This is a genomic window from Mucilaginibacter terrae (assembly GCF_031951985.1).
In the GTDB taxonomy this organism is placed as follows: domain Bacteria; phylum Bacteroidota; class Bacteroidia; order Sphingobacteriales; family Sphingobacteriaceae; genus Mucilaginibacter; species Mucilaginibacter terrae_A.
In genome coordinates this window covers 3,948,149-3,973,143 of the sequence record NZ_JAVLVU010000001.1, presented here as the reverse complement: position 1 = coordinate 3,973,143, position 24,995 = coordinate 3,948,149, and the positions used below count along the sequence as shown (strand labels likewise).

Genomic DNA, 24,995 nt, shown 5'->3' with positions numbered 1-24,995 from the left:
TATGAAATACAAACTAACCCTCACCTTATTACTCTTCTCAACCGCAACCTTCGCACAAGATTCCATTTTCGCCCGCCGCATGGTTGATACCCTTACCTCCAAATACTTTTGGGGGCGTGGTTATACCAACGATGGCATGGGTAAAGCCGGCAAATTTATTGCTGCCGAGTTTAAGAGTTATGGCTTAAAACCTATGAGCGGTAAGGATTTTATGCAGCCGTTCAGCTTTAATGTGAATACCTTTCCGGGTAAAATGGAGGTGAGCATAAACGGAATAGCTTTAAAGCCCGGTCGCGATTTTATTGTTGGTCCCGAAAGCCGGGGTATAAAGGCCAGCGGTAATTTGGTGCAAAAAGACAGCGTTACCTTTATTGATGCCGAGAATAAGATCATCCTTACGGTAAAGAATAAACTTACCTGGTCGGTATCGCAAGAAGCAGCCGATTACACCTCTATCGAAGTTGATAAAAAGGCGATTAAGCAATTACCAGCTACCATCAGCGTAAACATCGAGAACAAATTCATCAGCAATTTTAAAGCAAACAATATTTGCGGTGTGGTTAAAGGATCTGCCAAACCCGATTCGGTTATTATGATTACTGCTCACTACGATCATTTGGGCGGTATGGGTAGCGCAACCTATTTTCCGGGTGCTAATGATAATGCCAGCGGTGTTAGTTTGTTGCTAAGTCTGGCAAAGTATTACGCTGCGCATCCACAACCTTACACCATAGCCTTTATGTGTTTTGCCGGTGAAGAAGCCGGTATATTAGGTTCGAAGTATTTTACCGAAAACCCGCTCATTCCTCTCGGTAACATCAAGTTTTTGGTAAATACCGATTTAGCCGGCACCGGCGAGGAGGGCATAACCGTAGTTAACGCCACCGTTTACCCCAAGCAGTTTGAGCTTTTGAAGCAAATTAACGCACAAGGCAATTACCTGATTAAAGTATCTCCTCGGGGCAAAGCCGCCAACAGCGATCATTATTGGTTTACCGAAAAAGGTGTTCCGGCGTTCTTCTTTTACACCATGGGCGGCATCAAGGCTTATCACGATGTATTTGATGTGAGCAAAACCCTTCCACTAAATAAGTACAATAGCCTGTTTAAGTTGATGACCAATTTTATTACAGCGTTACAGCAATAGAAAAACCGCTACGTAAAAGTTTTACTATGTTTGCCCCATAAGCCAATGAAATACCTATATCTCTTTATCGCCATTTTATCTGAAGTTATTGCAACCAGCGCCCTCAAGGCGTCCGACCAGTTTAGCCGTTTTTGGCCTTCGGTTTTGGTGGTATTGGGTTACGCTTCGGCATTTTACTTTTTGAGTATTACGCTCAAAGTGCTTAACATGGGTATTGCTTACGCCATTTGGTCGGGTATTGGTATAGTCCTTATTTCGATAGCTGGTGTGGTTATTTACAAGCAAAAACTTGATTTGCCTGCAATTTTGGGTATGGCCTTAATTGTGGCCGGAGTGCTGGTTATTAATTTATTTTCTAAGTCGGCAGCGCATTAGTTAGAGTTTTCTTCGATTCCCTTCTTGAGAGAGAGCGCGGCAGGAAGGAGCGAAAGCAGGCGTGTACTGTACGCTCCCGAAACATGCTGCTACTATAAGCGAGGATGCTTACAGTAGGATAAATTCAAGCGCGGACGCCTTAATTGGCATCTATTTTTAGATTTTCAACAGCCCTGCCCTCAAGATGAAAATCGCATGTACCCGCTACTTTTTAAGCGCGTACCGTTAGTTACACCGCCTTATAATTCACCGTATAACTCTTTCCTTTCTGTATCGAAATTTCGTAATAACCGTTAGCCGTAGCTTTTACCGCAGCATCACTACACTCGGGTTTGGTTTTGCTTTTAATGCGCAGGGTACCTGTACCGGTATCGGCGGTTACTTTAATTTGGGTGGTGCTTACTTTCAGTTTGATGTCGCCTTTAGGGGTTGGAATGGTTCCCTCCATCCATTGCAGCCCGCCCAGTTTAGGCTCAATTAAGTATTGTGCATAAGCCGGTGCAGTTGGTTTTACGCCTAAATAATATTTACCCAACAGGTAAATAGGACTGGCACCCCAGGCGTGGCACAAACTTTTACCAAATGGACGACCGTACATGGCATAATGCTCGGCTCCTTTTTTATCAGGATTATATTCTTCCCAAAATGAGGTTGCGCCCAGGTTGAGCATGCCTCCCCAGTAGTCTTTCATCTGCTTTAATACATAATCTTGCTCGCCCATGGCACAAAGGGCTTCCAACTCGTAAAAGCGCATGTATGGGGTTACAATTTTCTGTACTTTATCGTTCATCAGTACATACTTTTTAACGTCCTGCTTTTGGGCTTCGGTAAAGTAGTTGAAGAAAATACCGAACATATTGGCATAGCGGGTTACGTTCGCCGTTTGCTTGCCGTTTATACGGCTGTGTACCAAGGCATGCTTTTGCGCATTCCAGTAATAGGTAAACAGTTTTGCTTTTAAATCTTTAGCTAACGCACCATATTTGGCCGACCCTTTGGTATCTTTCATAATGTTGGCACAAAGCGCCATGCTCTCTAAACTGCGGCATAGCAGCATTTGCTCAAAGCTTACTTCGCCTTGTTTGCTCAGGCCGTCGGCCCAGTCGATGAATACCCAATCGCCGGTTAGGCCTTGCATGAGGCCGTTTTTATTGCGGCGCGACAAGCAGTAGTCCATCATGCTTTGCATGCGCGAGTAGGTTTGTTCGATATAGGCCTTATCACCCGTATGCTGGTAATAATCGTAAATGCTGATGAACCAATAGAACGTATAGTCCATAATGGTATTGATGTGGCTGGTTACCGGGTCTTTACCGCGCAGGGCACTCATGGTGCGGGTTACCGATGGCGAATCAAAGTACAGATAATAATTCATCAGGTAGCTCTGCGCCGCATCGCCCGACCATACCCAGCGGTCGCGTTTAATACCGTCGATAAAAAACTCGCGGGTATTCAACTCCATGGTGTAGGCCGATACATCCCATATTTTATTGATCTGCTCGTCGGAACATTTGAAGCTGCCGCGCTGCTCAACAGGCAGGTACTCGTATAGCATCGATACATCGCCTATGCTCACATCGCCATCAAACACCACATTTACATAACGGAACGCGCGCGAACCTTCAAAAGTAATGTCAGAACTTTCGGGCTGGTTAACCTCAAACTTATCCACCAGCTCGCCGCCGGTAAGGCTCATGGCTTCTTCCTTGCTTTCGCCAAAGTATAGCGTAATATTGCCCTTGCCTTTAACGCCATGCAGCTTTACGAAGCCGAAGGTTTCTTTACCAAAATCAACAAATATGGAGTTGGCTTTTTTGTCTTTAGCAACCGCTTGTATAGGCTTAACCGGCAAACGGAACGCCGATGGCGAGGTATTGGCCTCGTTAAAGTTCCATGAACCTGCTTGTAAGTATTGCGTGGCCGATATATCCGATGTTTTGCCCGATGCATCTATCCATTCCTTATCTTCAAAAGTTACCTGCCATGTATTATCCGTTACCACGTGGGCGCTTTTCACGAACACCGCTGGTACGGCACCCTGGTTATAAACCTTTAGGCTAATACGATGCTTACCGGCAGGCAGCGTTATCTTTTTAGGATAACCTGCAACAGCCTTGCCATCTATCTTCAAATTATATTGACCTTCAACCGCTATCTCAGCTTCTTCTGCCGATGCAATGTTGTAATCTTTATGAAAATCAATCAACACATAATGGCTGTCGAGCTTCCAGAACGGCGGGAAGAACGAGCCGCGTTCGGTACGGCGGTTCTGCATTTTATTGCTTAACCAAATCTCGTAATCGCCGGGGTACCAAATCCAGGTGGCTTTGGTTTGGGCTTGTACTTCGCTGCCAAAAATAACTATCAAACCTATTACAGCAAAAGCCCAGCGGTTTAAACGCTTTATACTCAAAATATTGTATTTCATTTACGTAAGTCAACTAAAAGGCAGCTAAACACAATCATTATCCTTAAAAAAACATCGCCGGTTTAAATATTGTGTAGCTTTAAAACTCAGGTTATTGGGAGGATATAAACCTCATTCGAAATTACAGCAAATTACTATTCGTATTTGTAGCATGTTAGCACGCTTTTATACTTTATTGGCAGTAGGCAGGTAGCATGGTAAAAGGAAATATGAGCAAAAGGTGATACAAATACCCCGTTCTAAACAATAATGGCTGACAACAAAAAAGCGGCTGCTCAATTACTGAACAGCCGCTTTGCTAATTATTAAGCAAGAACTTCTTATTTAAAATCTTCGGCGGTTACGCCTTCATTAAACTTAACGTCACTTACTTTCATCTCTAAAACCTGTTGCTGGCCACCTGCGCTAATGGTTAAGGTTTGCGCAAACGGGAACATTATAGCACCTACTTTTTTGTAGCTACCTAAATCGGTAGTGGTTTGGGTGGTGGCTGTGCCTTTTGTCTCGGTTGATTCTTTACGTACCAACAATTTGCTGGTTACATCGTAGTATTCGGTACTGATTTTACCGGTTGGCGATGTAATGGCTACTTTGTAAGCATTAGCTCCGTTAATTTTTTCAACACCCTTTACTTCTGATTTAAAAGCGGGGTTGCTCAGGTAATCTAACTGCTCAAATAAGCCTGTAATGGCGTTTTTATCTTTAATTTCGGCAGCGGTCATTTCGGTTTTGTTACCCATTTGTGTTTGGTAACCAACAGTACCGTTAAAAGCGCTTTTTACAACCACGTTGCCATTCATCGACAAGGTCATCATTTCCCAGTTTGGAGCCATGTACTTTTGCTGAACGCTTAATGGCATGCCCTGCATTTGCATACTGCTGGTAATCGTGATAGTTTTGATCTTTTTAAGCTCGGCAGCACCGCCTGATGCCGTAATGTAATCACTAAATACGGTAGAAGCTTTTATACCTGCCAGTACAGGTGCAGCTGCACCTTCAACCACAGGGTCGGCGTTACGGTCGTACATTTTAACCGGGTAAGGCAATTTTTTAACGCCGTCCATAAACTGCGAGGCATTACCAACCACAATTACACGGGTGTTACCGGTATTGAAATACTTTTTAGCCACACGCTGAACATCGGCCGCTGTTACTGCATTAAGTTTTTGCAGGTAAGTGCGGTAATAATCTTTTGGCAAACCATTAATTAAAATATTGCGTGCATAAGATGCCGTGTTTGAGGCATCTTCCATACCTAATGCAAATGATCCGTTGTACATGGCTTTTGCATTTTTCAAATCCTCGGCAGTAACCGGCTCATTACGCATGCGGTTAATCTGGGTTACAAACTCGTTAATAGCGCTATCTGTTTTTGCGGTACGCACTGCAGCAGTTGCGCTAAACGAAGTTTGGAACCTGCCGCTACCTACTTGTGAATAAGCTCCATAAGTGAAGCCACGTTTCTCGCGTAACGATTTAAACAGGTATGCTTCAGAACCACCACCTAAAATTACGTTTGCCAGTTTTACAGCAAAGAAATCAGGGTCGCTCATTTTAAGGTTGATGAGGTTGGTAACCGTAATTTCTGATTGCACAGCGTTAGGCATATCAATTACATCAACCTCGGTTTTTACAGGGTTAGCGGCATTGGCTAATACCGGTAAAGTAAGCGGAGCACCTTTCCAGTTTAAAAATGCTTTGTCTACTAACTTTTTAGCATCAGCAGGTTTAATATCACCAATAATGGTTAAGTATGATCTTGACGGTGTGATGTATTTAGCGTAGGTAGCCTTAATATCGGCAAGGGTTAAGCCTTTAACCGTTTCTTCGGTAACAAACTCGCCCATTGGGCTTTTTTTACCATATAATAAGGCTTTTACTACCTGGCCCGAAACTGCTTTTACGTTACGCTCGTTGCTTTTAATACCGGTTAAGGTTTGCGAACGCAGTTTCTCAAATGACTCGTTTTTAAAAGCCGGTTTTTGAATAGCCTGGCTCATTAATGCAAATGCTTCAGGGAAATAACGGGTTAATGCATTCACATTACCGCCCGATGCCGAAAGGTTTACATCGGCACCTAATTTATCAACAGCTTCGTCAAACTGAGCTTTGGTTAAAACAGTGGTGCCTTCGTTTAACATCTGGCCCATCAGGCTATACACGCCCGCTTTTTTGCCTTCGAAAACCGGACCTGCATCCACGTAAAAACTGGCCGAAACCTGCGGTAATTTATGGTCTTCAACAACCAGTAAGGTAATACCGTTAGGCAGTTTATAAGTAACAGGGTCTTTAATTGATATAACCGGTGCAGGGCCTGGAGCAGGCAGGCGGTTACGGTCTACCTGCGCGTAAACGGTTTGGAGCAAACACGCTGCGGTAAGTGTAATAAATATTTTTTTCATGTATTGTAAAGTCTTTTTTGTGCGCCTGTTTTACCAGGCTTGATATATTTGGCTATAACTATGGCTTGCAATTATTTTTTAGCCGGTAAATAATATAACACCAGGCGCGATGATGGCTGCAGGTACTTAACCGCGGCGTTTTTAATATCCTCGCGGGTAATGCTGCGTATTTGCTCTAATTCCTGGTTGGTGTAACCTGTATTTTTATGATGGAAAGTATAGCCTGATGCCAGGTTTTCGGCCACGCCAAGGTTTTTTGAATTTGCGGCTATGTAGCTGTTCTCAAACTGGTTTTGTATTTTGCGATAATCTTCTTCGCTAATTAAATTGGTTTGCAGTTTTACCACTTCTTCGTCAATATCCTTAAGCAGGGTATTTAACGGCACGTTACCATTAGGCAGTGCATAGGTAATGTAAGCACCATAATCTTCTAAAGCGTAGTTGAACGAACCTACCTGTAAAGCTTCTTTTTTCTCGTCAACCATTTTTTTGTACAGCTTCGAGCTTCCGCCTTGTGATAATATGCTCGAGATCATTTCCATCACCTTTGAATCTTTATTATCCATACCCGGTACGCGGTAGGTAGTGGTAATCATAGGTAACTGAATGTTGGCATCATAAGCGGTATCGATCATTTGTTGTTTGATAGGCTCTTCCTCAACTTTAGTATACACAACCGGCGCACCTTTGGGTACTTCGGCAAAGTAATCGTTAACCAGTTTTTTAGCTTCTGTTAAATCAATATCGCCCGAAATAGACAACACGGCATTGTTAGGCACATAAAACTTTTTAAAGAACGCCTGGAATTCGCTCAGTTTAGCAGCATCCAAATCGGCCATGGAGCCAATTGGGGCCCAGTTATAAGGGTGCTTAGGGAATAAATTTTTAAAGATGGATGCTACCAGGTTACCATAAGGCTGGTTATCAACGCGCATGCGTTTCTCTTCTTTAACTACTTCATTTTGAGTTTTAACACCAATATCGTTAATTACCGGGTGCAGCATGCGCTCGCTTTCTAACCACAAACCCAACTTAAACTGGTTCGATGGGAATACTTCGTAATAAAAAGTACGGTCTTGCGAGGTATTGGCATTGTTTTGACCACCATTGGCCGATACTATTTTCATGAACTCGCCACGCTTAATGTTATCCGTTCCTTCAAATAACAGGTGCTCAAAAAAGTGCGCAAAACCTGTACGTCCTACCACTTCGTTTTTAGAACCTACGTGGTACATTACACTAACCGCAACCACCGGCGCGGTACGATCTTGGTGCAATACAACATGAAGGCCGTTGGGCATATCATATTCTGTAAATTCTACTTTTTGCGCTATGGATTGATGCCCTAAAAACAAGGCCACCGCTCCACACAAAATTTGTTTGGGTTTTAACATTTGATTAAATTAATTTTTGCTGAATATAACTGATTTATTAGATACCTGAAACCCTGATTTGTTACTTTGACAACACGGATATTTTAGGAACTGGCTAATACTCTGCTATATATTATTAGGGGTATTTGAAAATGCAACATTAATAGCTTTCCAAACTAAAAATCTTCGGTCACCTCAAAGCTTACTTTTTGCCTGGTGTGCGGATGCACAAATTCGAGGTAGGCGGCATGGAGATATAATCTTTTTGCCGGTGTGCCGTACAGATCGTCGCCTATGATGGGCGCGTTGAGCCCCATTTCGTGAGCGGCATGCATACGCAGTTGATGAGTGCGACCGGTAAGCGGCCAAAAGTGAATTTTGGTAGTACTTTCGGTTACCTGAATTACCATCCAGCGGGTAACACTTTTTTTGCCATTCTCTAAACAAACCAGCTGCCGTGGGCGGTTGTATAAATCAGGTCGTAAAGGCAGGTCAATTTCGCCCTCTGTTTGCGTGAGCGCTTTTGACAGCAGCGCCGTATAACGCTTACTTACCGTACGTTTTAAAAACTGCCTTTGTATATTTTTATGTGCTTCGGGAGTTTTGGCTACTACCAACAAACCCGATGTTCCCATATCTAAGCGGTGCACCATTAGCGGTTCGGTGCCGTTAAGTATGGCTTTAAGCCTGGTATAAACAGAATCGGCAATATTTACACCAGGTACAGAACGCAACTCGGCAGGTTTATTAACTACTACAAAAAACTCATCATCATAAATAATATCAAGCTTAGTACTTTCCCCGGGGTTTTGCAATAGCGGGTTTTCATCTACCTGCATACCTTGCAGCATGTGCCCCAATATAGGTTTGCATTTGCCGGTACAGGCCGGGTAAAATTGTTTATGCTGCCGTATGTCAGATTTTGGTGCGGCTCCCCACCAAAACTCGGCCATGGCTAATGGCTGGTAACCATTAATAAAAGCATATTGCAACAACTTAGGTGTAGCGCATTCGCCAGCTGCCGAGGGTGGTTTTTGGTAAACCGTAGCACTGAATATATCATGCAAACTTTTGCTTTTGCCGTTTTTATTTAAAAACACGTACTGGTCAAAAAGCTGTTGCTGTAAAGCCGCCGATCGTTCGCGACGCTCGTTTTTTAGCAACTCGATGCTATCCTCATAAGCAGTCATTGCAGTTTTAACTTCGGCCAAACGCAAATCCCATTGCTGGGTAAGTACGTTGAGTTGATGTTTATCACGCAAACTTTGCTTGATCATTAAGGCTTCAAACGCTGCATAATCAGCCTCGTTGAGTACAGCCATTTGCTCCTGCCGGAGTTTTTTGCGACTGGCTTTATTATCTTTTAGTTGCTTTTTAAACGAATTTACTTCCTGCTGCGATTGAATGATGAACAGTTTTAAATCTTGCTGTAAATGCCGGTAATGTTCATCAGCCAAAATCTCATCAACGCGGGCATTAATGTGGTTAATAACCTGCTGCCCTTGCAAAAAGAAGCTGCCTTCAACCAGCATATCAAATACCGGCGGTACAAACATGGGGTGCTCATTCGCCCCCGCCAATTTACCCGAAAATGCCGACAGGTACCCGACTTTACCCGCTGTATCCTGCACTACCAGCACGCCAAACATTTTTCCTATCTCGGCACCGTCCATATCGGCATCGAGGCCAAAATTATGGTCGAGGTTGGTTTGGGTTTCGAGGTAATGCTGTAACTCAGATGCGGCTATATGCGTTAAGGGATGTGGCTCATAGTAAAACGGATAGGTAAACCGCTCCGGAAGCGCTATATCCTTTATTTGCTCAGCAGTAAAATACGTAATCTTGTTTTGGCTGTTAATCCCCAAGTGCAATGCTATTTATTTCAACAGGCAAAAATAAGCTTATTGTTCGAGAGTATTACTGCATATACTCTACACTTGCTAACAGCTTAGTTTTTCACCTTATAAGTTAACCATAGCACATCATCCTCAATATGCTTTACATTATCCAGCTTGAGCAAGGTTGCGCCGCCTTTTTTAGCTTTCGGATCTATCTCAAAAAGTGTCGAGGTTTCGATAGTACCATCGGCAATGGGCAGTAGTAGTTGATATAATTCGTCAACCAAACCTTCGTTTAAAAAACTGCCGTTTATATGGGCACCGCCTTCCAACATTAGTTTCTCAATCCCAAAATGCTTGTAGAGCTTTTCGAGCGCAGTATTAAGATCAACTTCTTTTTTACCGGCAAAAATGTACGACACGCCAATATCCTGCAAATGCGCCAAATAGGCATCGGGTACGGCTTCGGTTAAAATAGTAATTACGTGGTCGCCCTGCATCAGCGGTTCATGCCAGCCTAATTTGCCTTGCCCGTCAATGGCTATGGCAAAAGTATCGGTATCACCATAATCGGCCACAAAATCGTTCTTATCCACTTCGTGATGGCCTTTTTTAAGAACGGGTTTGGCAAATTCGGTAAAATCTTTTTCCATAGTAGTGCGGCCTACAATCCAGGCACCTATACCAATTTCTTCGTGTATTTTTTCAAATGTGCCTGCCAGCTTTTTTACTTGCGCACTATCACCCCATTTTTCACTAAGTATTTTTCCGTCAACTGATGTCATCATCAGGCATATCACATACGGGCGTTTTGCTGCCATAGTAAACCGTTTTTTGAATTATAAACTGAAAACAAGCATAACGGCCATCTTGTTTGAATTGTATACTTTAGCCATTGCACACATTTTGATTAAAAAAGCCCGGTTATATCAAACTTAATCATTCATTACAAACCGCTGACCTAACTTTTAAAATGTTTCCGTCGCTCATACGTCTTACTTTGAAAAACTAACTCTATATGGCCAAAAGGCTCCCTTTAATTCTACTGCTGTTTATAGCAGCCGATGTATATTTTTACCAGGCAATTTTAACCTTGAGCAGCAACAGCATGTTGCATACCGCCTACTGGCTGTTAGATGTTTTATTGATAGCAGGCTTTATTTCGTTAATATTTGTAAGACGTACGGGAGGCAGCGCATACCGGTTGATAGCCGTGTTGATGGGTGCTATGCTACTCAATTTTATTCCCAAAGTATTTGCTTCGCCGGTTTTACTGGCCGAAGATGCAGTGCGCCTGTTTCGCGGCTTTCCACCAAGAAGTATTTATGTAAGCGAAGCAACTTTGGCATTGGCGGGGCTGCTTTTAATAGTTATTGCATTTGGGTTAACCCGCGGCCGCCACTTTTACCGGGTGCGCCGGGAAACTATTTATTTCCCCGATTTGCCCGAGGCTTTTGATGGTTTTACCATAACCCAGTTATCTGATGTGCATTCGGGGAGTTTTACCGATGCCAAAGGAGTGCAAAAAGGGCTGGATTTGGTGAATGCCCAAAACAGTGACTTATTATTATTTACAGGCGATTTGGTAAACAACATGGCCACCGAAATGGAACCGTGGATAGCAGGCTTTGCAGGGCTGAAAGCCGCTTATGGCAAGTATTCGGTTTTAGGCAACCATGATTATGGCGACTACATTAAATGGGAAAACAATACAGCACAACAAGCCAATCTTAACCGCTTAAAAGAAGTACATGCCGAAATGGGTTTCAGACTGTTACTTAATGAGGCTGTTACCATTAACAAGCAAGGTCAAAGCATTTCACTCATTGGGGTTGAAAACTGGGGTAAAGGCGGCTTTCACAAATACGGCGATCTTAAAAAAGCTTCTATCCATGTTCCTGATAATGCTTTTAAAATCCTGATGTCGCACGATCCATCACATTGGGATGCTGTGACTGTAGACCATCACCAACACATGCACCTTACCCTATCGGGCCATACACACGGTATGCAATTTGGCATTGAATTGTTTGGCTTTAAATGGAGCCCTATAAGATATGTATATAAGCAATGGGCGGGGCTGTACCAGCAAGAAGGCAAATATTTGTATGTAAACCGGGGGTTCGGGTTTTTAGGTTTGAAGGGCCGCATTGGCATATGGCCGGAGATTGCCGTATTAACACTTAAAAAAAGCAGATGATAGGCACCTGAAAATTGCCTGCATCAACCACAAAGAATTACTGCGGCAAAATTGAATTGCAAGTGAACCTAAGTTTAATATTTCATGTGTTTGAACTTGTGTAAAGTTCAAACACATGAAATATAATTTCTGGATTAAAAGGCCAATTAATTAATCCCCTATTCAATCCAAATAGCAGAAGTTAGTATCTTAGTCAATAACGTTGTGCTGCTCCACCGGCTGTAATTGATATATCAGGTTCATTAACGTCCATTTTTCACCGGCCTTAGCCCAGGGTAACGGCTGTTGATATTTTGACATCATAGTTTCCCATTTCTGGACTACAGCGTTGGCAGCATCTTGCCGGGCCTTATCATCAAAATTAAAGTCATGCTCTGTCTCCATAATCATAAACAAACGACTACCGGTACGGTAAATTTCCATTTGTATAATTCCGGAGGCACGTATACTGTCGTTTATTTCCGGCCAGCAATTTTCGGCCTTGTGCCATCTTTCATACTCTTCAATAAGTTTGGGATCATCTACCAAATCAAGGGCAAGGCAGTACCTTTTTGTATTATTTTTATTCATTGTGTAATTATTAGGCGGTAAAGGCTCCTCAATTAAGGGCAAACATGCCCGGCCGTAATCTAAGTACAAAAAACGCTTTAAATGCAAATATGATTAGTGGGGTATGCCAAGTGCAATGCCCGCTAAAATTACAATTATTAGCTTATTGCTCCGTATAACTTCAAAACAAAAGCTTCCTTTCCTTGCTGTACGGCAGGCATTTGTACTGCCAGGCCATTGCTGGTTTGTTCAAAGTTTAATTTCGTTTGATTGCCTAAAAGCTCAACAGCTTCTACTTTGTTTTTACCATTAAGGCTTTTGATGACAACCTTATTATCAGCAGGCCAACCCAACAAAGTAGCGTATAATACCCTTCCCTTTTGAGTAAAGCGTATATCCTGTGCTGTAAATGGTTTTCCTTTACCTTCATTAAAGCCTTGTGCGCTCAAAGGCGCTGCAGACTCCATAGCCGGGCCTTCGCCAAACACCGTCCATGGCCGGGTACCGTAAATGGCTTCGCTGTTTACCTTCATCCAGGCTGTTATGTTTTCAACTATTGCACGTTCTTTTTCATCAATAGTACCATCGCCTCGTACCGGGATATTAAGCATAAAATTACCGTTCTTACTTACCACATCGATCAGTGTATGGATAACCGTTTTTGCTGATTTATAGCGGTTACGATCATAAACCCTGCGGTCATAATGCCAGTCTCCAATGCAGGTATCGGTTTGCCATGGGAAAGGTTCTATCTGGTTGCTTTGGCCACGTTCAATATCCCAAACCATGCATTTGCGTTGCTGTTCGTCTAAAATCTTTCCAAATACTACGGCTCTCAAATGTCCGTGGTCTTTAATACTCTTATTGTATAAATGTGCCGCAATACGCAAACCGGCATCGCTAACAGGCCACAGCGGAAGCGCAGTATCATCAAAATAAATCAATTCAGGGTGATAGTTATCAATTAGCTCGATAGTGCGTTTGTAAAAGTTTTCGCAGTAGGCTTTTGTTGGCGGTGCTACGCCATTACCCCAGTTCCATTGGCGGTGTATCATGCCATTATCCAGGCTATTTTCACTCAAAGGATGGTTTTGTGCATATAGCTCTTGTGGGTCAAGGCCATCCCACCATTTGCCGGCACCACCTTTTTTGGTTACTTTACCATCATAAGGTATTCCTTTATACGGCCCGTTTTTATCGGCCCGTTGTGATGTTTCCATCCAGCTCCAGGCATGCGCAGCATGTACACTTACCCCAAATGGCAAGTTGTTGTTTTTAGCAGCCTTAGCCCATAAACCTACAATATCTTTTTTAGGACCTACTTTGGTAGAGTTCCAGGGCTGGTGCTTGCTTTTATACAGGTCAAGATTATCATGGTGATTAGCCAATGCCATAAAATATTGCGCACCGGCATTTTTGTATAACGATACCAGTTCCTCGGGGTTCCAGTTCTCGGCCTTCCATTCATGAATAATGTCTTTAAACCCAAACTTTGAAGGATGCCCGTATTTTTGCACATGGTATTTGTACTGATCGCTTCCCTCTTGGTACATGCCACGTGCATACCAATCGCCATATTCGGCCTGGCATTGCGGCCCCCAGTGCGCCCAAATACCAAACTTTGCATCCTTATACCATTCGGGCACCTGGTAATTAGCCAACGATGACCAGGTTGGCTCAAAACGCCCGGCATTACCTAATGGAGCTAAAGCCCCATTGAGGATACCCCGGCCCTGCAATTTGGATAAACCAAGAGAAGCGGCACCGGTAGTAAGGGTTTTCAGAACTGTTCTTCTTTGCATAAAGCTTAATTATACGTATTTAAATAGTAAAGGCATTTTTTTTCGGGGCGGCAGTTATGAGAGACTGCCGCCATCGAAAAAAACTTAAACCAATTTGGGGCAAACCAATTAATACCCCGGATTTTGCGTGAGTTTGGGATTCAGATCACGCTCTGATTGTGGTATTGGCCACAATTCGTTTCTACCTACAACAAAATTCCGTTTTTTGTAGATGTAATAGCCATCTGCATCAACCTGGAAGCCTGGTGTATTATTCAATTTCATACCAGTAAATTGCTGACTGTTTTCAGATGCTATTATTCCCCAGCGCAAGCAATCATAGTAACGTAAACCCTCAAACGGGAATTCTACTCGGCGTTCTCTCCTGATAATGGTACGCAGAGCCGTAGGATCTAAAGTGGTAACGGCAGGCATACGTACTGCTGCACGGCCACGTACTTTGTTAATGGTGGCATCAAGCAATGCCTGGTCAACCCCCGCGCCTGATTCCAGTCTCGATTCCAGGTAGCCCAGCAATACTTCGGAATAACGAATCAAAGGAAAGTTATTACCATCATTTGAAGTGGTGGCAACATTAGGATCATCTTCCAAAAACTTATAAATGGCATAACCGCTCCAAACTCCCGGATACTGATCTAAACGATCGACCAGTGTGGTGCCCGGCTTGGCAGAATAGGTACGTCCTCTAAATACCGTGCGATCAGATATCATGATATTGAAGTCCATTCGCGGGTCGCGGTTATTGTAAGGGTTGTTCCTGTCGTACAAAGGCGATTGTGTAATAGGTTTGCCATCGGTACATTCAAACTCCTTCACCAACTCGTTGAATGGTGAAAACTGGTGCCATCCGCCCCATGTTTCAGGGGTAAGATACTGCAGCAAAGCATGGCTGTAAGTATCCCTGATATACTGCATCGACAGCAAAATTTCGGCACTGTTTTCGCCGGCATTAAGGAACAATTCGCGGTAGCGCGCATCAATGCTATAGGCTCCCATATCCATAATGGATTTATAAGTGGTAGCCGCATCAGCCCATTTCTTTTGTGCCATTTGCAACCTGCCTAATATGGCCAGCGTGCTTGCAGCGGTCATGTGTCCTTGCTGTGCAGTGGGTACCGTGTTAGGTAGTGCAGCCGCGGCTGCTTTCAATTCGGCTTCGCAAAATGCCCATACCTCAGCTTTTGGAGTGCGCGTAACGCTGTTGGCCTCGTTGGTAGTTAACAACTTTTGCACTAATGGAACATCGCCAAAGTATAATGCCAGGTTAAAATAATCATAAGCACGAATTGCACGTACTTCGGCAATCATTACATTTTTGGCGTTGGCATCCATTGTTACCTGCACAACGTTGGTTAAAAAATTATTGCAACGTGCTATTTGTCCGTAGGTACTGCTGTAATACGTACCGGTAACACCGTTTGCCGTGTTTAACGCACCGTTAGTGATGTTATCTGGTAACGATTCTTTTTCAGAACCGTTACCGGCTGCCAAATCAAGATTGACCATGCCCAGCGACGACCAAAAATTATAATTGGTATAACCGGCACCTGTATCATACACACCGTTAAGCGCAAGCGTAGCATCGTTAGCTGTTTTCCAAAATGTAGCATCTGAAATGGCCGACAGTGGTTGTTTATCAAGCAGGTCTTTTTTACAGCCTGTTGTAGTTGATATAAGTACACTTAAAACAACTGTGGTTTTAAGTAACAAACTTTTTCTATTCAATATCTCTCTCATGGTTAAATCATTTTAAGCTATAATCAAATCAGTTAGAGTTTTACATTAAAGCCAAAGGTGTAAATTGCAGTAATTGGATAATAGTTGGGCTGGTCGCCTGAACCTTGCATATTCTCTGGGTCCCAACCGGTATAGAATTTATCCCATTTAAACAAGTTTTGTCCACCTGCAAATATTCTGAGTTTAGATAAGTGAAGCTTTTGGGTAAGTGAAGGTGAAAGCGTGTAACCGATCTGCAGGTTTTTTAACCTTAAGAAAGTTCCAGACCTGTTCCAGAACGAGTTGGTTTGTACGTTTGCGCTTCCCTGTCCTAAACTTGTAATACGCGGGTATTGAGCATTAGGATCGGGGTTGGCCGGTGTCCAGGCATTATCGGCCTGCCACTGCTGAATGTTCCCCCCGTTGTAGTAGGCAAATGCCATGTACGAGCCCATTTGCTCGGTGTAGCCTCCCAAGCCCGAAAACAAGGCCGAAAAATCAAAGCCTTTGTAGCCTGAGTTAATTTGCAAACCATATGAAGTAGTTGGGTTTTTATAGCCAATAATGGTACGGTCATAAGTGGCATCAACCTTACCATCAGGTACGCCGTTAGGGCCGCTGATGTCTTTAAAGCGGATAACTCCCGGCTGGCCCGGCGTTGGCTGTGCAGGGTAACTTGACACATCACTGGCATCCCTGAAAATACCATCAGCTACATAACCATAGATCGGGTTCATGGGCTGGCCAACAAAGAAGTTTGGAATTACACGTTGTATGTTGCCTGCAATTTCGGTTACTTTTTGTTTGTTGTAAGAGAAATTAGGACTCACGCTTAACAAGAAGTCGCCCTTTTTCATATTGAAGGTCAGGTTAGCTTCAAGACCGCGGTTACGTAACGACCCCGCATTAATTGTTGGCGCTCCAAGTCCGAGTGTATTTGATACCGGAACGTTGTAAAGTATGTCTTTGGCTGTACGATTGTAAACACCAATGGTACCGGTAAGTTTACCTTTCCAAAAACCAAAATCAAGGCCTAAATCGGTAGTGGTTGTAGTTTCCCACTTAATATCTGCGTTTGATGCATTGGTTACGGCCGCACCGGTTACTAATGCTCCGCCAAAAGTGTAACGTGGCGATGTATTAATTACAAACTGATAAGGATAGTTGCTGATGTTACCATTACCTAACGAACCGTGCGAAGCCCTGATCTTTAACAGGTCAATCCAGTTTAGCTTGTTCTTCACAAATGATTCTTCGGAAATTACCCAACCGGCTGATACACCAGGGAAGAAACCAAAGCGGTTACCCGGCGCAAAGCGCGACGAACCATTGTAGTTAGCATCTAACTCAAGCAGGTATTTGCCTTTATAATCGTAGTTTAAACGACCTATGTAAGATTGTAAAGCATATTCGTTTGCCGAACCTCCGTTTTGCTGATTAGCGGTTGAGCCAAGATCGAGCTGGTAAAGCAGGTTGTTTGGAAAACGATCGCGCGAAGCATTAAAACTATCATCACGATGCTCTTCCTGCTGGTATACTAACAGTAAATTAAAGTTATGATCTTTAAAAGAACGGGTATATTTTAAGATACTGTTCAAGGTTACTTCATAACCTTCTGTATAATTATTACTTAAGCTGTTAGGACCAACATATAAGTTTCTGTCTAACTGCAGATCGGCGGTGTAAGTCCTGCCAAAACCGTTATAGTAATGGTAACCGGCTGTACCGCTTAAACTCAACCCTTTCAATATATCCCAGGTGAGCATGGTGTTACCGTAAAAGTTTTTTGCTTTGTAATTGCTAAAACCTTGGCTATCTAACCATCCCTCGGGCGAATAATTATCCTGGTGACCGTAGGCACCGTCTGATTTCCTGCCGGCAATCGTATTAGGTTCGCGTACTGCGTAACCAATGATCTGCCCTATACCTCCGTAGCTTGCCTGCGGCTGATACTCATTTCGGGCAAAGCCAGTGATGCTGGTCTTCAAGGTTAATTTATCGGTCAAACGGCTGTCTATGTTGGCCAATATATCGTAACGCTTGTTACTCGTTTCGGCAGTAATACCGTTAAGGTCACGGTAACTGGTAGAAAACAAGTAAGTATGCCTACCCTCTCCGCCCGAAAAGCTCACGTTGTGGTACTGCTGAAAACCAGAACCTGAATTCAACAGGTCTTTTAAGTGATAAACGTTGGGGTAGTTATCAGGATCATTACCGGCTGCATACTTAGCCACCACATCGGCAGTAGCACCTGTGAGCTGCGCATAAGTTGCCGAGTTTACGAATTTTGGCAACTCGGTTACTTTTTCCCATCCAAAATAGTTATTGTAGGCTATTTGGGTAGCACCAGCTTTACCACGTTTGGTTTGAATTAAGATAACGCCGTTTGCACCGCGGTTACCATAAATAGCGGCCGATGCGGCATCTTTCAACACACTTATGCTGCCTATGTTATCAGGCGCTACATCGTCAATAGAGCCGGCTATACCGTCAATTAAAACCAGCGGCGACCGGCCGGCACCAAAAGACCCGATACCCCTGATAGTGATAGAAGCGCCATCAGCACCCGGGCGGCTGCTGCCCTGCACTACCTGCACACCCGGCGCAAGGCCCGATAATGCCTGTGATGTTTGTGTAATAGGGCGGTTTTCTAACTGTGCCGAATTAACTGTAGCAACAGAACCTGTAAGGTTTACTTTCTTTTGCGTACCAAAGCCCACTACAACAACCTCTTGCAGGTCTTTATTAGCTTCTTTTAATTGAACGTTAATAATGGTTTGGCCATTAACAGGCATTTCGCTGGCCGAAAAACCCATGAAGGTAAAAACAAGAACGCTATTGCTATCAGGCACATTAATGGCATAATTACCCTGATTATCGGTTGCGGCGCTAATATTAGTTCCTTTAACATTAACGGTTACTCCAGGTAAACCCTGTCCGTTTACATCGGTTACCTTACCGGTAACCTTAATTGCCATGGCAACAGGACCTTCAAAAACACGTGATAAATTTAAGGTAGATGGACGTGTAACGGTTTCAGGTGTATTGCTTGTAGAATTAGCATAAGTAGTTCCTGTAGCCACCACTAATACAAAAGCGTGGCTTAAACTTTGCCTGAAATATTTTTTACGCCAAATATTGAGGTTTAGTAAATTTAAGTTCATAAATTGGGTTGATTTATTTGTAAAAAAATAAACATAGAAGCCCTACTTCACCTTGCAGGTGATTAAATGCGCAGTAGGAAATTTTGAAAACGGGGAGTGGTGGAAACACTTCTCGTTTTTTTGGAAAAGCGTATCTCTATTTCTTCATATTATACATTTAGGTTAACAATAATTGGTTAATTAAACATAGGTGCGCATGTCTTCTCATAGCACCTTCTCATACTCATTTTCATGAGCTTGTCTTCACATCTAATACGTTATGCCAAATTATTTGTAAGCAGCACCAAAACTTTCAGTGGCGCAAAACATCATTTATAATTGGTTTTTTACAACAGTATTTAAATTTTCAAGTTCAACTGTTTGCATAATCAAAAATAAAGCAGTGCAGTAACCAATATTTAACAATAACAGACTTTTTTTTTCACATAACAGACTATTATTGTAATTCAACAGATATAACTGATAAATTGTATCATGATTAAGCGCGTATTACGCCACACCTTTTCATTGCTGAATACAGACCATGTTAAGCTGGGTGCTAAATGGAATTATAAAAACGTTATAAGCCCTTATCATCGTATTTATTACATTGATGAAGGGGACGGAGAGATATCAGACGTGGAAAACAAACACAGGCTTGAGCCCGGCTATCTGTACATTATTCCCAGTTTTACGTTATGTAATTTAACTTGCAAAAATTACCTCAGTCAATATTTTGTGCAGTTTTTTGAAGAATCATCAGACGGTGTGTCTTTGTTTGCCAATAACCGGTCGGTTTTTAAAGTAAAGGCACAGGAGATCGATATTATAAATTTTCAACGCCTTATAGTGATCAATCCGGGAAGGGGTATTAACCGGTCTGATAACCCTAAGGTGTATGAGAAAAATATCTATTATCGCGAATACCAGGAATTGAACAATCAGCAAAACATAGCCGATTTTTTAGAAACACAAGGCTTGTTATTGCAATTGGTATCGAGGTTTGCAACACCCAGCGTTTTTAAACAAAAGGAGGTTAAGTATATACCGGTTAAAATTCTCGAATCAATTAGTTTCATCAGTGTTAACCTGCACATACCATTATCTGTAACCTTTCTTGCCGAAAGAGCCAACCTGAACTCTGAATATTTTTCGCGCTTATTTCAGGAATATACCGGTACACGCCCCCTGGCTTATATTAACGAAAAACGGATAGAACGGGCACAATATTTAATGGTAACCAATACGGCCAGCTATTCAGAAATTGCCGAACAAACCGGCTTCGAAAGCCAATCTCATTTTTCCCGTACATTTAAAAGTATTACTGGTTTATCGCCAAGGGCTTACAAACAGCAAATTTACTCTACAAGTAGTTAGTTCCAACCTGTAAAAATCAATTATTTCTGGCGATCTAAGGTGTGATGGCCAAACGCCGGCCTATCATACGATCATTAGTTCATGCGTTAGTACCATTGTGTCTCCTGAACATCAGAACATCATTTATATAATTTCATAGAAGCTGAATTGGCCAAACTGCTTTACATGTGCCTCATATAGGTTTTAAAAGTTTAGTGGAGTCTGTTGCACAAACTTTAAAACCATAATTTAACCTACTAAATGTTAGCATATGTTTGTATGAAAATTTGAATTTGTTTGTGACATATTTAGAATCCAAGGTAAGGGCAATCATCAAATGCGGTATTGCCGGAACCTGGAAATCCTGGTGACGGAACGGTCAGGTATGCCCAACTATCCCCAACATTTGCCTTTGGCATAAGCTACCTTTCAATGGGCTAACCATCCACAGGTCAAGGTACGGACAGCTTTCATGTTAATTTAGTGATTTGCCTTTTTAACCCTCTTTTATGTCTTTTTGTCCCGCCATGGGACTTTTAATTCAGCAAATACAATTCTTTTGTGGCTTTAAATGCCATGAAAATGTCGAGTTATAACCCTCAAATTAATTTGTTTTCACAAGTTGTTTGCCGGACGCCCGTTTTTACGGTCGAGGATACAATGACAATCAGAACCGAGGAATTAAAGGCTTATATAGCTGATGCTTCAGAAGCTTTTTATAAGGTTATTAAGGATTTAGACGTCAGCGAGATTTATAATGCCGATGAAAAGGTCTTCTTTACCTTTTGGAAGTATTACAACCGCTCAACACACAGGGCGACTCCCTTCGGACGTTTCGCTGCCGTATCAGTATTGCCGATACAAGTTTCATGCACCGGGGTGTCAAATTTGGTACTTAATGAGCATATTATTCCTAAGTATTTTGTTGATTGGGACAATAAAGATGTGCTATACCAGAATAATGCTCAACTAATTGGCCTTTCGAAATTCTTAATTGCCAACTCGACATTGTACGCTATGGACACCGAATGGCGTTTTTACAGCCATCAGGATAATAATTACGAGCTTAGTAGCGTTAAGCGATTCGATGAACTCGATTTTATCATCAAGGCCAGCAAGAAGAGAATAGGCACGAAAGCATTAATTAAAATGATCAAGGATCATTTTAGTCTTTCGACAAGATCAATTACTGCACTATTAACCCAGCTCATAGATTCACAGTTACTGTGGTGTGATCGGATGCCTAATATCATAGGTGAAGATTATTTTTCCAGGGTTGAATATGTAAAGAAAAATGCAAAGTCTTATATCATCACCGAACGTCAACGACTGATGGGAAGTTATGAGAATCCGTTCCTAAAACATATACCAGACCTGATCCATTTCCTTAATGAAAACTTACCTTTCCCAGAAAACTCAAACCTCACCAATTTTAAAAGGATATTTAAGCAAAAATTTGACCGGCAGATAATGCCGATATCTGTTGTCTTCGACCCTGAACTTGGTATGGATTATTCGGGTCTAGCTTCTTCAACAACAGACAGCCAATTTGATTTATTTGATCAGATATTTAACTCAGGCCCGGAAGACCTAAAAGAGCCGTTATGGAGTTCGCCATTTCTAAAACATATATTCAGTAAGCTGTTGGGAGAAAAATCTATAAGCCTCGATGAATACAGCAGATCTCAGACAGTACACGCTCCTCAGCTCCCAAATACATTGAGCGTGCTTTACAGAGATAATTACAAGGCACCAGTTATTGAGAGTATAGGTGGCTGCACAGCTAACCAAATGCTTGGCCGCTTTACATTGGCAATGAAAGATATTGAACATATTGCCACTGAAATAGCGAAAATTGAACAAAAAGCGAACAAAGAAACGCTGTTCTTTGATGTTAGTTATCATGGCGAAAGACATGTTGATAACATTAACCGAAGGGGACAACTTTACGATCTTGAGCTTTCCCTTTCAGGCTGGTCCATGACAGACGATAATTTGGCATTAGATGATATTTATGTTGGAATCGATGAGGATGAAATCATTCTTTGGTCTCGTAGCTTAAAAAAAAGACTCGTGCCAAGAATACCTACTGCTTATAACTTTAATCGTGCGAATCTAAATTTGTACCGATTTTTTTCGGATCTGCAAAGCCAATCCATCCGAATCGATCTTACGTTACGGCCAACAACCTTATTTCCAGGATTAAGCCACTATAGTCGCATACATTATAAGGGGATTATACTTTCACCTGAAACATGGCTTTTACCTGAGTTCATCAAAATATTGACTACAAAAGGAAGTGAGGAGTTATTTCAAGCAAAACTTTTGGAATGGATTGCCCTGAATCAGATTGAGCACCGCATCAAAGTCGGGAATAACGATCAGACGCTAACCTTTGACCTGAATGATGTATACGATATATCCGCATTTACCATTTTTTGCAGACAGAACCGCCATACCTCAATATATCTGTCAGAAGCACTCGATGACTATCCTGGCAACATTACTGATGAAAAGGAAAGGCATTATCGATCAGAAATCCTGTTACCGATCTACCATCAGCAAGAGATTTACAGAAAGTACCCGTTCCCTTTGAAGGCAGATGGCCATTCCTGCAATTTAAATGAAAGGAAAATCTATCCCGGAAACGACTGGATCTACTTTGAGATATATGCACACCCGTTACAAATCGACATTTTGTTGTCACAGAAAATCAACGATTTCATTAGCATGTCTGCCAACATGATAAAGAGATGGTTTTTTATTCGGTACACGGAGAATGGGCATCATCTGAGGTTACGGCTTCAACTATCACAAGGGCGTGAAGCCTGGAGGATCATCAAAAATTTAAACGACATGCTAAAGCCAGAACTGGCTCTTGGAAAGGTGTCTGACATACAGATTAAAACCTATTTCAGAGAGCTGGAACGGTATAGTGCAGAGCGGATTACATTAGCCGAACACTATTTTTACCATGATAGCCTACATGTATTCAGGGTTCTGCGTAACCCTTTGAACTTAGACATCCTGTATGAAAATGCCTTGCACGTGATAAATAACCTATTGGACATCAGTTTTGCAGATCGTGGGGGTAAGATGAAGTTTGTTGAAACAATTGCGCATAAATTCAGCATTGAGTTCGGGCTGAAGACTTCCGGCTATAAGATAATCAACCAACAGTTCAACCGGTTTATGGAAGAGCGAAGGCTGCGGACTTCGGGTCAAAAGGTTTTAAAATTGCAAAGGTCTTATCTTTTATCATACCGCTTATATATAGATGCCTGTCCTGACCTCGATGCGATAAGCGCATTTACAGCTGATGCCATTCATCTGCACGTCAATCGTTTGTTTTCTAATGCGCAACGTAAGCATGAAACTATTCTTTATCAATATCTAATGAAGGATATGAAAAAGTTACGCCCTGGTCAAGGGCAGACAAAGCAATCTTAATGGACACTTGAAAATGAGAATTACCATCTGAGCCATAAGCAAAGCTCACATTGTCCGGATAGGCTGCAGTAAGCCGCTTGCCTATATTGCTAAGCCCGGTATTGGATTTTATGGATGTAATCACCTGATTGATCAGGTTAAATGTTTCGATATAAAAATTATCTTCATCAAAATAAATTCTAAGGAAAGCTTCTTCTTCGGGAACCAGTAGGTTTCCGTGTTTAAATATATTTTCGGTAAGTGTGAGAAGAATCAATGGAATTACAAAAAAGTCTTCCACACCCTCCGCAATTTCCAGCCGGATGTACATTTGCTGCCTGACCTGATGAAGGTATACCAGATTCTGGACCTGCTCTACTTCATCGCCTAATTTTATGACGCCACCGATCTTGTCTGCACTGATGGCAAACCTCATCATACCAGCCAAAGAGCTGATAGCATCCGCAACGTTGGGTGCAATTTCCAGGACATTGTGATACAGATAGTCCAGTGTGTTAAAGAAAAAGTGCGGGTTTATCTGCGCAATCAAAAATGCATTCTGTGCCCTAATGACTTCTTCTTCCGCTTTTTGCCGTTGAATTATTTCGTTTAAACGTTGGCGCTCCAACAGATCAGATTTCTTTTTCTCCTCTAAATATGTTTTCAGATAGAAAAAGCCCGTCGAAAATCCAAGAAAGTATAAGCCTCGGTAAAGCGTACGCATGGAATAGCGCAGGTTTAATTCAAATGCTTGACCGTCTTTAAGAATACTTGCGCTACTTAATGCCAGATCGATCAGATAGGACAGCACAATGAATACTGAAACCTCAAATGCCACAGTAAGGGGAAGCCTCCAATAATAATAGGTATCGTTCTTAAAAACCCAAGGTAGCGCATACAAAGCATGCACATAGAAAAGTATGATGATGGATGTATAATGGGCAGCATAAGTCATCGGGTGTCCAAAAACACCTGAGATCAAACCAATCACTATCGTTTCCCAAAAAATAAATATCCCCCAAATCAGGAGATGGAGACGATGTGATTTTATCCAGTTCGTTAAACGGTCTATCATTAATTTTCTTCTTTATATATAAGTATTACGCCGTTCCATCCCAGGTCTTTAACCATTATCGGCTTGAGCCTTACTTTTCCGAAAAATAATACATTATGAAACACAAATCTTTTAAAATTTCGAAAACCTCTTTGTTTACTTTTAAACGCCCGGGAAACGCAT

The 24,995-nt window shown here is 42.2% G+C and carries 15 protein-coding genes; 5 read left to right on the top strand and 10 right to left on the bottom strand.

Annotation, left to right across the window (positions count from 1 at the left end; translation table 11 throughout):
• Window position 1 precedes the first annotated feature (1 nt).
• Window positions 2–1,147: a M28 family metallopeptidase gene (locus QE417_RS16970; RefSeq protein ID WP_311951659.1), complete on the top strand. Its 1,146-nt coding sequence runs from the start codon at window positions 2–4 to the stop codon at window positions 1,145–1,147.
• A 45-nt stretch (window positions 1,148–1,192) separates the two neighbouring features.
• Window positions 1,193–1,522, top strand: a complete 330-nt coding sequence (locus tag QE417_RS16965) for a DMT family transporter (protein ID WP_311951658.1) — start codon at window positions 1,193–1,195, stop codon at window positions 1,520–1,522.
• A gap of 229 nt (window positions 1,523–1,751) precedes the next feature.
• Here QE417_RS16965 and QE417_RS16960 read toward each other — a convergent pair whose 3' ends face one another.
• From QE417_RS16960 to QE417_RS16940, 5 genes are all read right to left on the bottom strand, one after another.
• Window positions 1,752–3,950, bottom strand: coding sequence for an alpha-L-rhamnosidase-related protein (locus QE417_RS16960; RefSeq protein ID WP_311951657.1), 2,199 nt, complete (start codon window positions 3,948–3,950; stop codon window positions 1,752–1,754).
• Window positions 3,951–4,270: 320 nt separating this feature from the next.
• Window positions 4,271–6,352 carry a M16 family metallopeptidase gene (locus QE417_RS16955; RefSeq protein WP_311951656.1) on the bottom strand — a complete coding sequence of 694 codons (2,082 nt, stop codon included), beginning with the start codon at window positions 6,350–6,352 and terminating at the stop codon, window positions 4,271–4,273.
• Window positions 6,353–6,423: 71 nt separating this feature from the next.
• Window positions 6,424–7,746: a M16 family metallopeptidase gene (locus tag QE417_RS16950; RefSeq protein WP_311951655.1), complete on the bottom strand. Its 1,323-nt coding sequence runs from the start codon at window positions 7,744–7,746 to the stop codon at window positions 6,424–6,426.
• Between the two features lie 155 nt (window positions 7,747–7,901).
• Window positions 7,902–9,590: an RluA family pseudouridine synthase gene (locus QE417_RS16945; RefSeq protein ID WP_311951654.1), complete on the bottom strand. Its 1,689-nt coding sequence runs from the start codon at window positions 9,588–9,590 to the stop codon at window positions 7,902–7,904.
• An 83-nt stretch (window positions 9,591–9,673) separates the two neighbouring features.
• Window positions 9,674–10,384 carry a RibD family protein gene (locus QE417_RS16940; RefSeq protein ID WP_311951653.1) on the bottom strand — a complete coding sequence of 237 codons (711 nt, stop codon included), beginning with the start codon at window positions 10,382–10,384 and terminating at the stop codon, window positions 9,674–9,676.
• Between the two features lie 197 nt (window positions 10,385–10,581).
• Here QE417_RS16940 and QE417_RS16935 point away from each other — a divergent pair, with 197 nt between their 5' ends.
• Window positions 10,582–11,763, top strand: coding sequence for a metallophosphoesterase (locus tag QE417_RS16935; RefSeq protein ID WP_311951652.1), 1,182 nt, complete (start codon window positions 10,582–10,584; stop codon window positions 11,761–11,763).
• A gap of 189 nt (window positions 11,764–11,952) precedes the next feature.
• On the opposite strand, the gene QE417_RS16930 is transcribed toward QE417_RS16935, so the two are convergent.
• The 4 genes from QE417_RS16930 to QE417_RS16915 form a co-directional block, all read right to left on the bottom strand.
• Window positions 11,953–12,333, bottom strand: a complete 381-nt coding sequence (locus QE417_RS16930) for an L-rhamnose mutarotase (protein ID WP_311951651.1) — start codon at window positions 12,331–12,333, stop codon at window positions 11,953–11,955.
• A 137-nt stretch (window positions 12,334–12,470) separates the two neighbouring features.
• Window positions 12,471–14,114, bottom strand: coding sequence for an alpha-L-fucosidase (locus QE417_RS16925; protein WP_311951650.1), 1,644 nt, complete (start codon window positions 14,112–14,114; stop codon window positions 12,471–12,473).
• A 108-nt stretch (window positions 14,115–14,222) separates the two neighbouring features.
• A complete protein-coding gene (locus tag QE417_RS16920; RefSeq protein WP_311951649.1) occupies window positions 14,223–15,851 on the bottom strand; it encodes a RagB/SusD family nutrient uptake outer membrane protein in 1,629 nt (542 codons plus the stop codon).
• A 32-nt stretch (window positions 15,852–15,883) separates the two neighbouring features.
• Window positions 15,884–18,994: a SusC/RagA family TonB-linked outer membrane protein gene (locus QE417_RS16915; RefSeq protein WP_311951648.1), complete on the bottom strand. Its 3,111-nt coding sequence runs from the start codon at window positions 18,992–18,994 to the stop codon at window positions 15,884–15,886.
• Between the two features lie 474 nt (window positions 18,995–19,468).
• Here QE417_RS16915 and QE417_RS16910 point away from each other — a divergent pair, with 474 nt between their 5' ends.
• Window positions 19,469–20,350: a helix-turn-helix domain-containing protein gene (locus QE417_RS16910; protein ID WP_311951647.1), complete on the top strand. Its 882-nt coding sequence runs from the start codon at window positions 19,469–19,471 to the stop codon at window positions 20,348–20,350.
• A 639-nt stretch (window positions 20,351–20,989) separates the two neighbouring features.
• Window positions 20,990–23,779 carry a lantibiotic dehydratase gene (locus tag QE417_RS16905; protein ID WP_311951646.1) on the top strand — a complete coding sequence of 930 codons (2,790 nt, stop codon included), beginning with the start codon at window positions 20,990–20,992 and terminating at the stop codon, window positions 23,777–23,779.
• On the opposite strand, the gene QE417_RS16900 is transcribed toward QE417_RS16905, so the two are convergent.
• Window positions 23,706–24,833 carry a sensor histidine kinase gene (locus tag QE417_RS16900; RefSeq protein ID WP_311951645.1) on the bottom strand — a complete coding sequence of 376 codons (1,128 nt, stop codon included), beginning with the start codon at window positions 24,831–24,833 and terminating at the stop codon, window positions 23,706–23,708. The genes QE417_RS16905 and QE417_RS16900 overlap by 74 nt on opposite strands.
• Window positions 24,834–24,995 lie beyond the last annotated feature (162 nt).